12 protein-coding genes are annotated in these 13661 nt (G+C 73.9%); 6 read left to right on the top strand and 6 right to left on the bottom strand.

Annotated features, from left to right (window positions below):
* Window positions 1–40: 40 nt before the first annotated feature.
* From ACZ4WH_RS06320 to ACZ4WH_RS06305, 4 genes are read right to left on the bottom strand one after another with little or no spacing between them, the layout of a single operon-like run.
* Window positions 41–1099, bottom strand: coding sequence for an NAD(P)H-dependent flavin oxidoreductase (locus tag ACZ4WH_RS06320; protein ID WP_468177150.1), 1059 nt, complete (start codon window positions 1097–1099; stop codon window positions 41–43).
* Complete coding sequence (locus ACZ4WH_RS06315) at window positions 1099–1839, bottom strand: CoA-transferase subunit beta (protein WP_468177148.1); 741 nt, start codon at window positions 1837–1839, stop codon at window positions 1099–1101. The genes ACZ4WH_RS06320 and ACZ4WH_RS06315 overlap by 1 nt, the downstream gene beginning before the upstream one ends.
* Window positions 1836–2687, bottom strand: a complete 852-nt coding sequence (locus ACZ4WH_RS06310) for a CoA transferase subunit A (protein ID WP_468177146.1) — start codon at window positions 2685–2687, stop codon at window positions 1836–1838. The genes ACZ4WH_RS06315 and ACZ4WH_RS06310 overlap by 4 nt, the downstream gene beginning before the upstream one ends.
* The gene (locus tag ACZ4WH_RS06305; RefSeq protein ID WP_468177144.1) at window positions 2688–3494 is read right to left on the bottom strand and encodes an enoyl-CoA hydratase family protein; all 807 of its coding nucleotides are present in this window, start codon (window positions 3492–3494) and stop codon (window positions 2688–2690) included.
* 115 nt (window positions 3495–3609) lie between these two features.
* Here ACZ4WH_RS06305 and ACZ4WH_RS06300 point away from each other — a divergent pair, with 115 nt between their 5' ends.
* Both ACZ4WH_RS06300 and ACZ4WH_RS06295 read left to right on the top strand, forming a co-directional pair.
* The gene (locus ACZ4WH_RS06300) at window positions 3610–4395 is read left to right on the top strand and encodes an SDR family oxidoreductase (RefSeq protein WP_468177142.1); all 786 of its coding nucleotides are present in this window, start codon (window positions 3610–3612) and stop codon (window positions 4393–4395) included.
* Between the two features lies 1 nt (window position 4396).
* Entirely contained in the window at window positions 4397–5302 is a 906-nt protein-coding gene (locus tag ACZ4WH_RS06295; RefSeq protein ID WP_468177140.1) for an SDR family oxidoreductase, read from the top strand.
* A gap of 254 nt (window positions 5303–5556) precedes the next feature.
* On the opposite strand, the gene ACZ4WH_RS06290 is transcribed toward ACZ4WH_RS06295, so the two are convergent.
* Both ACZ4WH_RS06290 and ACZ4WH_RS06285 read right to left on the bottom strand, forming a co-directional pair.
* Complete coding sequence (locus tag ACZ4WH_RS06290) at window positions 5557–6438, bottom strand: hypothetical protein (RefSeq protein WP_468177138.1); 882 nt, start codon at window positions 6436–6438, stop codon at window positions 5557–5559.
* Window positions 6439–6763: 325 nt separating this feature from the next.
* A complete protein-coding gene (locus ACZ4WH_RS06285) occupies window positions 6764–8521 on the bottom strand; it encodes a glycoside hydrolase family 35 protein (protein WP_468177136.1) in 1758 nt (585 codons plus the stop codon).
* A 182-nt stretch (window positions 8522–8703) separates the two neighbouring features.
* Between ACZ4WH_RS06285 and ACZ4WH_RS06280 the strand changes: the two genes are divergently transcribed.
* The 4 genes from ACZ4WH_RS06280 (at window position 8704) to ACZ4WH_RS06265 (ending at window position 13565) form a co-directional block, all read left to right on the top strand.
* The gene (locus ACZ4WH_RS06280) at window positions 8704–9594 is read left to right on the top strand and encodes a helix-turn-helix domain-containing protein (protein ID WP_468177134.1); all 891 of its coding nucleotides are present in this window, start codon (window positions 8704–8706) and stop codon (window positions 9592–9594) included.
* Window positions 9595–9628: 34 nt separating this feature from the next.
* On the top strand, window positions 9629–9979 hold the full coding sequence (locus ACZ4WH_RS06275; RefSeq protein WP_468177132.1) for a chorismate mutase: 351 nt from the start codon (window positions 9629–9631) through the stop codon (window positions 9977–9979).
* Window positions 9980–10105: 126 nt separating this feature from the next.
* On the top strand, window positions 10106–12598 hold the full coding sequence (pepN, locus tag ACZ4WH_RS06270; RefSeq protein ID WP_468177130.1) for an aminopeptidase N: 2493 nt from the start codon (window positions 10106–10108) through the stop codon (window positions 12596–12598).
* 142 nt (window positions 12599–12740) lie between these two features.
* Window positions 12741–13565 carry an NAD(P)H-binding protein gene (locus ACZ4WH_RS06265; protein WP_468177128.1) on the top strand — a complete coding sequence of 275 codons (825 nt, stop codon included), beginning with the start codon at window positions 12741–12743 and terminating at the stop codon, window positions 13563–13565.
* Window positions 13566–13661: the final 96 nt, after the last annotated feature.

Raw genomic sequence — 13661 nt, 5'->3', positions numbered from 1 at the left:
GAGCGGCGGGACGGCGGTCGACCGGCGGTCATGTCAACCGTCACCGGGCCGCTCTCAGCCCCGTCAGTCCGGTCAGCACCTCCTCCGCCTCCTTCATGATCCGGTCCACCAGTTCCGCGCACGACGGCAGGTCGTCGATCACCCCGGCGACCTGCCCCGCCGCCATCACCCCCAGATCCGTACGGCCGTCCACCATCGCCGACTTCAGCAGCATCGGCGTGTTCGCGGCGAGCAGCACCTGACTCCAGGACAGTTCCTTGTCGCGCCGGAGGGCGAGGCCCTCGCGGACCAGCCGCCGCCAGGTGAGCCCCGACAGCCGCCGGAAGCCTGCCGCCCGCCGCGCCGCGTGCGCGAAGCCGCGTATCCGGCCCGACCGCTCCAGCGCCGCCACCAGGTCGGTGCGCAGCATGCGGTGCGGCAGTCCGTCCACCGCCCGGGTCACCGTGACGTCCCGGACCGTCGCCGCGAGGTATCTGGTCTTCACCGCGTCCGGCACCGTCGAGTCGGAGGTGAGCAGGAACCGCGTGCCCATCGCCACCCCGGCCGCCCCGTACGCCAGCGCCGCGACCAGCCCCCGCCCGTCGAAGAAGCCGCCCGCCGCCACGACCGGTATCCGCACCGCGTCCACGACCTGCGGCAGCAGCACGCTCGTCGCCACCTCGCCGGTGTGCCCGCCGCCCTCGCCGCCCTGTACGAGCACCGCGTCCGCACCCCAGGCCGCCACCTTCTCGGCATGCCGCCGGGCGCCGACCGTCGGGATCACCACCACTCCCGCCGCCTTCAGTTCGGCGATCAGCTCGGCGGAGGGGGCCAGCGCGAAGGAGGCCACCCGGACACCCTCCTCCAGCAGGATCCGCACCCGGTCCGGGGCGTCGCCCGCGTCGGCCCGGAGGTTCACCCCGAACGGCGCGCCGGTGCGGGACCGCACCTCCCGTATCGCGTCCCGCAGTTGGTCCGGCGTCATCGTCGCCGAGGCCAGGATGCCGAGGGCGCCGGCGTTCGCCGCCGCCGAGACCAGGCGCGGCCCGGCCACCCACCCCATCCCGGTCTGCACGATCGGATGGCGGACCCCGACCAGCCGGGTGAGCGCGGTCTCCATCAGCTCTCCGTCCCTTCCGGCACCTCGCGCGAGCGTGCCGCCGCCGGGTCCAGCACCTCACGGATCAGCCGCAGCTCCTCCGCCCCGGGCTCCCGGGTGCACGGCACGTCGTCCGGCACGGCCAGCGGGAACCCCGTCGCCTCCCGCACCCGCCCCACGCTCACCCCCGGATGCACCGAGACCAGCCGCATGGAGTGGTCGGGGGTGGCGAAGTCGAAGACGCCGAGGTCGGTGACGACCCGCGCGAGGTGGTGGAAGCGGGCCGCGCGACCCAGCCCGGCCGCCCGGTCGTACCCCACCCCGCACACCATGTCCACCCGCTCCACGAACACCCGCCGGGAGTGTCGGGGGACCCAGTAACTCGTCGGATTGTTCAGCGTGTTGAGCGGCGCTCCGCGCACTCCGAGCAGCTGTCTGCGGGGGTGCGCCCAGTCGCCGACGCAGGAGATGTTCTGGTTGCCGTACCGGTCGAGCTGGCTCGCGCCCATCATCACGTGCCGCCGGCCGCCCGCCACCAGCTCCAGGTGCTGACGGTAGGGCAGCCAGCCCTCCGGTGTGCCGTCGGGGCGGACCAGCAGGGCCTCGCCGTCGGTCAGCAGCAGGTCCGGCGCGAAGGTGAGCCGGGCCAGCCGCGCGCCCAGCGAGGGAATCAGGCCCATGGGGCTGGCCAGGACCTCCCCGGCGCCGCGCCAGGCCTCGGCGCAGGCGATCACGCAGTACTCGGCGCGGGTGGCCGTCATCGCTCCTCCTCCTTCCGCCAGTCCCGGACCGCCGCCCGGTAGGCGGCCTCGTCCGCGCCGAGGAAGCGGGCGGCGAACTCCGGCCAGGGCGTGGTCGCGTACCGCCGCTGGAACTCCTCGTCCCTGCCGTACTCCGGCGCGCAGGACGTGAAGTGCGCGCCGTTCGGGGCCTCCACCACACCCGTCACCGCCAGCCGCTTGAGCAGCAGCGACTGCGGGGCGGCCGACTTGGTCAACTCGGCCGTGTCCACGAGCTGTTCGCAGGAGACGTAGGCCGCGTCCGCCGCCTCGCAGAACAGGTCGTCGAAGTACGGGTCCGGGCCGAGGTACTGCCCGTTGCCCAGCCGGTCGGCGCGGTTGACGTGCACCAGGGCCGCGTCCAGCCGCAGCGCGGGCATGGCCACGAGCGTCTCCCCGTCCGCGTACGGCGACGTCACCGTTCTGAGGGCCGGGGTGACCCGCATGACGTCCGAGCCGAGCCCCGCCCGCACCGGCAGGAAGGGCAGACGCTGCGCCGCCGCCCGCAGCCCGCACTGGAGCATCCCCTCGTCGACCTCCGTCAGCGCGAAGCCGCCGCGCTCGCGCGCCGCCCGGTAGTGGGGTTCCAGCGGGAGGGAGTCCAGTGTGACGAAGGCGGTGACCAGCTTGCGGATCCGGCCGGCGGCGGCCAGCATGCCGACGTCCGGGCCGCCGTACGAGACGACCGTCAGATCGCCGATGTCCGACCGCAGCAGCGCCCGGACCAGCGCCATCGGCTTGCGGCGGGAGCCCCAGCCGCCGATGCCGAGGGTCATCCCGCTCGCCAGCCGGGAGACCACCTCCTCGGCGGTCATCGTCTTGTCGCCCATCTACACCCCCTCCTTCCCGAACCTTCCGGGGTCCCCGGGCTTCCCGCGGTTTCCCGGCGTCCCAGAGCCCTCTGGCTTCCCGAACGTGTCGCGGACCCGGTTGGCCAGGCCGCTGAGGTTGGCCTCGAACGTGAAGCCCTGCTCGAAGCGGTAGCTGCGGCGCACGTCGACCGGATCGATGCCGTTGATGGCCGACTTGGCCATGCGCAGCAGCCGTCCGTCCTTGGCGGCGATCTCCCGGGCCAGCTCCAGCGCGGCCCCCGCCAGCTCACCGCGCGGCACCACCCGCCAGACCGAGCCGTGCCCGTGCAGCTCGGCGGCGCTCGCCGTGCGCCCGGTGTAGTACAGCGCGCGCATCAGGTGCTGCGGGACCAGTCGGGCCAGATGGGTCGCCGCGCCCAGCGCGCCCCGGTCCAGCTCGGGCAGCCCGAAGACGGCGTCCTCGCTCGCCACCACCGCGTCCGCGGTGCCCACCAGGCCGATCCCGCCGCCCAGGCAGAAGCCCTGCACCGCCGCGACGACCGGTGTCTCGCAGTCGTAGACCGCCGCGAAGGCCTCCGCGCAGCCCTGGTTCGCGCCGATCAGCGCCTCCTGTCCGGCCGCTTGTATCTCCTTGATGTCCACGCCCGCGTTGAACCCGCGCCCCGCCGCGGCCAGGACCACGCACCGGATCTCCGGGTCCCGTCCGGCCGCGCGCACGGCGTCGGCCAGGTCGAACCAGCCGCGCACCGGCAGTGCGTTGACCGGCGGGTAGTCGACGGTGACTACGGAAATCCCCTTTTCCGGGGACGAACGGGAGACACCCATGGGCGCATCAGCTACCTTTCCACCAAACATTTGTTAGGTGCGAGGCTTCGAAGCTAGCAGTCGGCGCGGACAACCGGGAGGCCCTGTGGACAACGGCCCTGTGGACAACGCCCCTGTGGCAACCGGCCCTGTGGACAAGTCACTGCGCGGCAGCACCGTGGTGGTCACCGGCGGCACCCGGGGCGTGGGCGCGGGCATCGCCCGGGCCTTCGCCGAGGCGGGCGCCCGGGTCCTGGCCTGCGCCCGCAGACCGCCCGAACAGCCCTGCGCCGACGTCGAGTTCACCCCCCTCGACCTGCGCGACCCGCCCGCCGTCCGGGCCTTCTTCGCCGGGCTTCCCCGGCTGGACGTCCTCGTCAACAACGCCGGCGGCACCCCGTACCGGCACCTCGCCGACGCGGACGCCGAACGGCACGCCAAGGTCATCGAGCTGAACCTGATCACCCCGCTGACCGCGTCCCTCGCCGCCTACCACCACCTCAGGCGCAGCAGGGGCTCGATCGTGATGGTCGGCAGCGTCAGCGGGGGTCGCCCCTCACCCGGCTCGGCCGCCTACGGCGCGGCCAAGGCCGGGCTCGCGAACCTGGCCGCCTCCATGGCCGTGGAGTGGGCGCCGGAGATCCGCGTCAACACGCTCGTCGTCGGCATGGTCCACACCGACCTGGCCCCCCTGCACTACGGCGGCCCCGACGGCGTCGCCGCCGTCTCCCGCACCGTCCCGCTGGGCCGGCTGGCCCTCCCCGCCGACGTCGGCGCCGCCGCCGTCTTCCTCGCCTCCGACGCCGCCGCCTACATCAGCGGGGCGAGCCTGCACGTGCACGGCGGCGGGGAACGGCCGGCCTTCCTGGACGCCGCCGCACCCCACGTCCCCGACGCGTCGACCAGAAGGAAAGAGAGCTGAGATGAGCGGAATCTGCGCGGACCGGGTCGTCGTCGTCACCGGTGCCGGCCGGGGGCTCGGCCGCGCCCACGCCCTGGCCTTCGCGGCGGAGGGCGCCCGGGTCGTCGTCAACGACCTGGGGGTCGCCCTGGACGGCGCCCCGGACGCCGAGCGGCCGGCGGACACCGTCGTGGCCGAGATCCGGGCGGCGGGCGGTGACGCGGTCGCCCACGGCGCCGACATCGCCACCGGCGAGGGCGCGGCCGACCTGATCCGCACGGCCGTCGAGACGTACGGCCGGCTGGACACGCTCGTCAGCAACGCCGGATTCCTGCGCGACCGCATGCTGGTCAATCTCGGCGAGGACGACTGGGACGCCGTGATCCGCGTCCACCTCAAGGGCCACTTCCTGCCGCTGAAGCACGCCGCCGCGCACTGGCGGGCCGAGGCCAAGGCCGGGCGCACCCCGGTGGCCCGGGTCGTGCACACCAGCAGCGGCGCCGGCCTGCTGGGCTCGGTCGGGCAGGGCAACTACAGCGCCGCCAAGGCCGGGATCGTCGGGCTCACCCTCGTCGCGGCGGCCGAACTGGCCCGCTACGGCGTCCAGGTCAACGCCGTGGCGCCCGCCGCCCGCACCCGCATGACGGAACGTACCTTCGCCGCGACCATGGCGGCCCCGGCCACCGGTTTCGACGCCATGGCGGCCGAGAACGTCTCCCCGCTCGTCGTCTGGCTCGGCTCGGCCGGGAGCGCGGGCGTGACCGGCCGCGTGTTCGAGGCGGAGGGCGGCCGGATCACCGTCATGGAGGGCTGGCGCCCCGGCCCCACCGCCGACAAGGGGGCACGCTGGACACCGGCGGAGGCGGGGGAGGCGACCCGGAAGCTGCTGGCACGGACGGAGCCGCCGGGGCGGGCGTACGGGGCGTAGGGAGCCCGCGGGTACCTCTTATGCGGTGAGTGGGATGTGGCTTACGAGGTAAGCGTGCGGTGGCTTGCGGACTGAGCCGTGCGGTGGCTTACGAACTGAGCCGTGCGGGAGCGTCCGGGATCTTCTCCATGGCTCAGCGATGCCGGAACAGGCGGGCTGACACCGCGACCCCGCGAAGGACAACACCGTCGGCCCGCGCTCGTCAGCCGACCGGGCCGGGCGGGCGGCAACTCGGCAGTGACGCGGCGACGAGGCTACGTGTCGCACTCCAGCACCGTCCGGCACAACCCGCACCGCGCCCGTACCCGCCCCCGCACCGGCACCCTGATCCGCTGGTGGCAGGTCGGGCACGGGAAGGTCACCCCGAGGTGGCCGCCGCTGTCGGGGGCGAAGGCGTACGGGGCCGTCGGCGGGGCACCGGAGGCCTGCCGGCGGTCGTGGGCGTAGCGGCGGCGGCCCGCCCAGCCGGCCCCGGTCAGCGGCGGCTGCTGCCCGTCCTGGCGGGCCCGGGTCATCCCCTTGACGTAGGCGGTGTAGGCCTGCGGACTGGTGAACCACACCGAGGGATCCTCCTGGAAGAGCAGGGCCCGCTTGGCCAGGACGTAACCGAACTCCTCCGGGGTGAGATAGCCGAGCTTCTGCGACGAGACCCCGTCCTCCCGGTAGGCGTCCAGCAGCAGCCAGCCCGCGCCCAGATAGGTCGTCGCCGTGTCCGTGAGGATCTCGTTCTCCGCGGTGGTGGGGAAGGCGAGATCCAGGCGGTGCAGATAGACGTGCGCCACCTCGTGGGCGAGCGCGGCGCCGATGTCCCTGCGGTGGGTGCGGAAGCGGTCGTTCAGCTCGACGAAGTACTCGGGGCCCGCCGCCAGTTCGACGTTCGCCGCGTGGGTCATCTCCCGGAAGCCGACGATCAGCCGTGCGTCCGGCAGCCGGAAGTGCCGCACGATCTCCCGGGCCACGCGCTGCGCGCCCAGGTGCAGGTCGTCGGTGTCGCAGAAGGTCACGTCGGCCGGGGCCACGCTGGCCGAGAACGTCTCGATGGTGTCGCGGGACAGGCGCCGGTACAGCGCGGTGATGGCGGCCCGCACCGTCTCCAGGTGCGGGTAGCCGTGCTGGACAGGTCCGCCGTTCACCACGTCGGCACCCCCTGAAGACGCCGGAACTCCTTTCCACTGTAGGCGGGACGGGAGGCGGGAAGGGCCCGTTGGGCGGCCCCGTCGGGCGGCCGTCACACGGACGGCAGGCGGGAAGAGCACCAGTGGGCGGCCGGCACACGGGTAGCGGGCGGGGCCCCCAGTGGGTGGTCGGCCAAATGGGCAGCAGGCGGGACCCGCGTGGGTGGCCGGCCATATGGGCAGCGGGCGGGACCCCCAGTGGGTGGCCGGTCGCACGGGCAGCGGGCGGGACCCGCTGGGGGGCCGGCCATACGGGCAGCGGGCGGGACCCCCAGCCGTCGGCCGGTCACACGGGCAGCAGGCGCGGCGCCGACCGGTCCGGTGCACCCCCGTCCAGCTCCAGCAGCCACACCTCGTTCTCGCCCTCCCGCAGCACCGGCCCGGGCACGTACAGCGACCGCTGCGGGCCCACCGCCCAGTAACGGCCCAGGTCGAAACCGTTGATCCAGACGAAGCCGCGCGTCCCGCCCGGCAGCTCCAGCCGGGCGTCCCCGGCCCCGTGGACCGTGACCGTGCCCCGGTACAGCCCCGGCGCCCCCTCCCCGGGCAGCGCGCCGAAGGGCACCGCGTCCACCCCGTCGGCGAACGCGTCCAGATCCAGCCCACGCGCGCGTACCCCGTGCAGATACTGCCGCTCGTGCAGGACGCCGCCGGTGACACCCTTCGCCTCGCCGAGCCGGGGCCCGTAGTTCACCCGCCCCAGGGACTCCGCCCACAGCTCCACGCGCGCGGGCCCCGCGACCGGCTCCCTCAGCCGCGGCTCCTCCTCCGTGAGCACCCCGGCCCGCTCCCCGTCGACGTACACCACCGCGAGATCCCGCAGCCCCCGCACGGTCAGCGGGTACGGCCGGCGGGGGCCGGGCACGTCCACCGTGTAGCGCACGAGGCCCCGGGTGATCCCCAGTTCCTCGAACGTGGGCGGCACGGGGCCGACCGTCTCCGGGCCGCCCAGCGCCTCCAGGACATCGGCCAGAGGCGCCCAGCCGGTGAGCGCGGCCTCGGCCGGGGCGCCCAGTGCGGCGGGCTGGGAGGGCAGGCCGGGCAGCGGGCCGGGCCGGTACGCGGCCAGCACCTCGCGGAAGCGCCAGAACTTCTCCGTGGGGCGGCCGTACTCGTCCACCGGCGCGTCGTAGTCGTACGAGGTCACGTCCGGCTCCAGCGGGCCCTCGTGCAGCTCGCCGCCGCGCCGGTTGGCGCCCGCCCAGCCCCCGAAGCTCGTGCCGCCGTGCGCCATGTAGAGGTTCACCGACGCCCCGCACTCCAGGATCTCCCGCAGCGCCTCGGCGGCCTCGGCCGTATCCCGTACGACATGCTCGCCGGCCCAGTGGTCGAACCAGCCGCACCAGAACTCCATGCACATCAGCGGGCCTCCGGGGCGGTGGCGGCGCAGCGTCCCGAACGCCTCGCGCGCGTGGGAGCCGAAGTTCACCGTGGCGAGCACACCGGGCAGCGAACCCCCGGTCAGCATGTGGTCCTCCGGGCCGTCCGACGTGAACAGCGGAACACTGACGCCCTCGGCGCGCAGCACGTCGGCCAGCTCCTCCAGATAGCCGGTGTCGCTGCCGTAGCTGCCGTACTCGTTCTCCACCTGGACCATGAGCACGGGGCCGCCGCGGTCGATCTGGCGGGGCACGATCTCGGGCAGCAGCCGGTGGAACCAGTTCCGGACGTGGACCATGGAGCGCTCGACACGCGTACGCGCGCGCGTGCCCGGCTCGCCCGTCAGCCACGCCGGCAGCCCGCCGTTCTCCCACTCGGCGCAGATGTACGGACCCGGCCGCACGATCGCCCACAGGCCCGCCTCACGGACCGCGTCCAGGAACCGGCCGACCGCCCGCACGTCCCGGAAGGTGCCCGGACGCGGCTCGTGCAGGTTCCACGGGACATACGTCTCCACGCAGTTCAGGCCCATCGCCCGCAGCATCGCCAGCCGGTGCCCCCACTGGGCCTCGTGCACCCGGAAGTAGTGCAGCGCCCCGGACAGCAGCCGCACCGGCCGCCCGTCCAGCAGGAACTCGGACTCCCCGACCGAAAACTCGCTCATCCGCCGTCCCCCACCGTGATCTTGTCCATGCGCCCCAGCCTCACCCCCTTCCGGCGACCGGCGCCATGGACGAAGATCGGCGCTGCTTGGACAAACGGAAGTCGGCGCCGCTCGGACAAGAAGAAGACCGGCGCTGTCTCGCCCCCGAAAACGCGGCGCGCGGCACGCCGGGAGGAGCGCCGATGTACCAGACCTGGATGCGGTTCCTCACCCCCGGCCCCGCCCACCACCGCCTCGGCCTGGCCTGCCTCGGCGTCGGCCTCCAGCACGGCGCGCTGCCCACGGTCGGCCCGCGCACCCTGGATCACCACGTCGCCGTGGTGATCAGCGAGGGCGGCGGCTGGTACCGCGGCGCCGACGGCCGCCGTACGACCGTCACCGCGCCCGCGCTGCTGTGGCTCACCCCCGGCGTCCCCCACCACTACGCGCCCGACCCGGACACCGGCTGGGACGAGGGGTTCGTCGACTTCACCGGGCCCGCCACGGCGGCCTACCGCGACCTCGGCTACATCGAACCCGACCGGCCCGTCGTCCCGCTCTCCGACGCCGCCGGCCCGCGCGCGGTCATCGCCCGCGTCGTCCGGGCCGCCCGCCGCGGCAACCCCCTGCTGGAGGTGGAGACCGGCGCCGCCGTCCACGAACTCCTCGTCGCGCTGCGCCGCGCCCGCGCCGATCTCACCCCCGACGGCGACCAGGTGCTGGCGGCCCTGGCCCGGGACGCCTGCACGCCGATGAGCGTCGCCGACCACGCCGCCCGGCACGGGATGACCACCGCCGAGCTGCGCGACGCGGTCCGCCGGGCGGCCGGGTGCACCCCGAAGGACTACCTGCTCGGCATCCGGCTCGGCCGGGCCAAGGAACTCCTCGCCGGCACCGAGCTGCCCGTCGCCGCCGTCGCCCGCCGCGTCGGCTACGACGACCCCGCCTACTTCTCCCGGCTGTTCACCCGGCGCGTCGGCCTCGCCCCCGTCCGGTTCCGCGCCCAGCAGGGCCGTACCGTCCCCGGCGGCTGGAGCGACCGCGTCCCCGACCCCGGCGATCCGCCGATGATCCACTCTCCGGACACCCCATAGGGCCCGGCCCGTGAAACGCATAGGGTGGGCCCCCATGACCACCAGCAACACCGGCACCGGTGCCGACGACCCCCGGGTCCGCCAGGAACTGGAGCGGCTGCGCGACAGCATCGACAACATCGACGCGGCCGTCGTCCACATGCTCGCCGAGCGCTTCAAGTGCACCCAGCAGGTCGGCCGGCTCAAGGCGCTGCACCAGCTGCCGCCCGCCGACCCGGCCCGCGAGGCCCGGCAGATCGAACGGCTGCGCCGCCTCGCCGAGAACGCCAAGCTCGACCCGGCGTTCGCCGAGAAGTTCCTGAACTTCATCATCGCCGAGGTGATCCGGCACCACGAACGCATCGCCGAGGACACCCACAACGGACAGCCGGCGCACGAGGACTGAGCAGGGCCCTGACCGGGGGCCCCAAGGGCCCGACCAGGTGAGCGACCAGGGGGGCGCGCAGGGGACAAAAGCCGTGTACCGATCCGCCCCTGTGCGCTGTCAGCCGCATCAGGCAGCATGGCCTGCATGTCCGTACTCACGCGCGACGAAGCGCAGCTCCGAGCACAGTTCCTCGACGTCCACCGGTACACGGTCGAACTGGACCTCACGACCGGTGGCGAGACCTTCGACTCCCGTACCGCGATCCGGTTCACGGCGCGGTCCGACGGGGACACGTTCGTCGAGCTGAAGCCCGCCGAGCTGCGCGGTGTCACGCTCGACGGACAGCCGCTCGACCCGGAGTCGCTGTGCGAGGACCGGCTGCCGCTGAAGAACCTCACCGCCGGCGAGCACGAACTGCGTGTCGACGCGGTCATGCGCTACTCCCGCACCGGCGAGGGCATGCACCGCTTCACCGATCCGAGCGACGGCGAGACGTACGTCTACACGCAGATGTTCCTGGACGACGTCCAGCGCGTCTTCGCCGCCTTCGACCAGCCCGACCTGAAGTCCGTCTTCGAGGTCTCCGTCCGGGCACCCGAGGGCTGGAGCGTCCTCGCCAACGGCGTCACCGAGCACCGCGGTGACGGCCTCTGGCAGGCCGCGCCCACCCCGCCGGTCTCCACCTACATGGTCGCCGTCGCCGCCGGCCCCTGGCACTCGGTGCGCACCGAGCACCGCGGACTGCCCTTCGGCATCCACTGCCGCCGCTCGCTCGCACCGCACCTCGACACCGACGCCGACGAGATCCTCGACGTCACGCGCGCGTGCTTCGACCGCTACCACGAGAAGTTCGAGGAACCGTACCCGTTCGACTCCTACGACCAGGCGTTCGTCCCCGAGTTCAACGCGGGCGCCATGGAGAACCCGGGCCTGGTCACCTTCCGCGACGACTTCGTCTACCGCTCCGCCGTCACCGACACCGAGCGGCAGACCCGCGCCATGGTCATCGCGCACGAGATGGCCCACATGTGGTTCGGCGACCTCGTCACCCTCAAGTGGTGGGACGACATCTGGCTGAACGAGTCCTTCGCCGAGTACATGGGCTACCAGACCACCGCCGAGGCCACCCGCTTCACCGACCCCTGGACCGAGTTCGGCGTCACCCGCAAGTCCTGGGGCTACGACGCCGACCAGCGGCCCACCACCCACCCGGTCGCCCCCGAGAACGTCGACGACACGGCCTCCGCCCTGCTCAACTTCGACGGCATCTCCTACGCCAAGGGCGCCTCCGCGCTGCGCCAGCTGGCCGCCTGGCTCGGCGAGAAGGACTTCCTCGCCGGCATCAACGCCCACTTCGCGCGGCACAAGTTCGGCAACGCCACCCTCGCCGACTTCATCGACTCCCTCGCCTCGGCCACCGACCGCGACGTGCACGCCTGGGCCGACAGCTGGCTGCGCACCACCGGCGTCGACACACTCACCCCCCAGATCGTCTCCTCCGGCGGCACCTGCGCGCTGACCGCCGACCGCGCGGGCAGCCGCCCGCACCGCCTCAGCGCCGGCCTGTACGACCACGACGTCGCCGGGGAGGGCCGGCTGGTGCTGCGTGAGCGCATCGACCTCGACGTCCCGCAGGCCGCTCCGCAGCCCATCGGCAAGCGCCCCGCACTGGTCCTCCTCAACGACGGCGACCTCACCTACGCCAAGATCCGGTTCGACGCCGCGTCCTTCGAGACGCTCCGCACCAGCCTGTCCGGCCTGCCCGACCCGCTCACCCGCGCGGTCGTCTGGAACGCCCTCAGGGACGCCGTCCGCGACGGCGAACTTCCGCCCGCCGCCTACCTGGATACGGCCCGCGCCCATCTGCCCCACGAGACCGACCTGGCCGTCGCCGAGGGCGTCCTCGCCTTCGCCGCCGGCCAGCTCGCCGACCAGTACCTGACACCGGAGGACCGCCCGGCCGCCCTGGCCACCCTCACCTCGCTCTGCCGCGACCTGCTGCGACGCACCGAGGACGGCGACCACCCCGGCCTGCGGCTGATCGCCGTACGGCACCTGATCGACGTGGCCGCCCACCCCGAGACCATCGCCGCCTGGCTCGCCGACGGCACGGTGCCCGGCGGACCGGAACTCGACCCCGAGCTGCGCTGGCGCATCCTCGCCCGGCTCGCCGTGCTCGGCGCCACCGACGAGGACGCCATCGCCGCCGAGCTGGCGCGCGACCCGAGCGCCACCGGCCAGGAGGGCGCCACCCGCTGCCGTGCCGCCCTGCCCGACCCGGAGGCCAAGCGCGCCGCGTGGGAGGCGATGTTCGCCGGCGACGACCTGTCCAACTACCTCTTCACGGCCACCGCCCAGGGCTTCTGGCAGCCCGAACAGGCCGAGCTGGTGCGGGAGTACGTGCCGCGCTTCTACGCGGACGCGGTCGCCGTCGCCGCCCGCCGCGGCCCCGCCATCGCCGTCGCCGCCGGCCGCTGGTGCTTCCCCGCCCACGCCGTCGACGCCGAGCACCTGCGGCTCGGCGAGGCCTGCCTGCGCGACGCCGACATCACCCCGGCCCTGCGCCGCACCCTCGCCGACCGCCTGGACGACCTGTCCCGCGCCCTGAAGGTGCGCGGCGAGGAGCGGGCGGAGTAGGCGAGGAGAGGAGGCCGGAGAAGGGTGGCGTAGGTCCGACGACGTAGGACGCGGCTGGTCCCTGCCGATGATGCGGCGGACCGGCCGCCCTTCCTAAGCTCGGGCGGGTCAGGGAGCAACGAATCCCACGAAAGGCGGCACCGTGATCGTAGTGACCGGCGCGACCGGCAACGTCGGCCGAGCCCTCGTCGACCGTCTCCTCGCCACGGGACAGCCCGTCCGGGCACTGACCCGCGATCCGCGGCGGGCCGCGCTGCCCGACCGGGCCGAGGTGGTGCGGTTCCACCCCGACGAGCCCGCCGCCCTGTTCGCCGGGGCGACGAAGCTGTTCCTGTACGCGCAGGCGACCACGGCCGCGCTGCTGGCGGCGGCCCGCGAGCACGGCGCGCGGCACGTCGTCCTGCTCTCCAGCGGCATCATCCAGGAGGGCGCCGACGCGACCCACCCCATCCACATCCTGCACGCCACCGCCGAGCGGCAGATCCGCGACAGCGGGGTCGCCTGGACGTTTCTGCGCCCCAACGCCTTCGCCACCAACGCACTCCAGTACGCGTCGCAGATCCGCGCGGGCGACACCGTCCGGGGCGTCTTCGCGGGCGGGCTCTCCGCCCCGATCCACGAGGACGACATCGCGGCCGTCGCCGAGCGCGTCCTCCTCGACGGCGGGCACGAGGGCGCCGCGCACCGGCTGACCGGGCCCGCGGCGATCAGCAACGCCGACCAGGTCGCGGCGATAGGCGAGGCCCTCGGCAGGAAGCTGACCTTCGTGGAGACCGACCCGGCCGAGGCGGGCCCGGAGCTGTTCCCCCACGTGCCGCCGCAGATGCTCGAACGACTGCTGGAGACCTTCGCGGCGACCGTCGGCGTGCCTCCGGAGATCACGGGCACGGTGGAGAAGCTCACCGGCACCCCGGCCCGCACCTTCGCCCGGTGGGCCCGGGACCACGCCGCCGACTTCCGGGCGTAGCCCCAGGGAACCCCAGCGGCCCAACGCCTCTTCCGGGTACGGCAGTACACACTTTCGGGTTTCGTTCGCCCGGCTTCCGGGACACAGGGCACTCTT

Source organism: Streptomyces sp. NPDC029138 (genome assembly GCF_055564375.1).
This window is presented reverse-complemented; position numbering and strand designations above follow the sequence as displayed.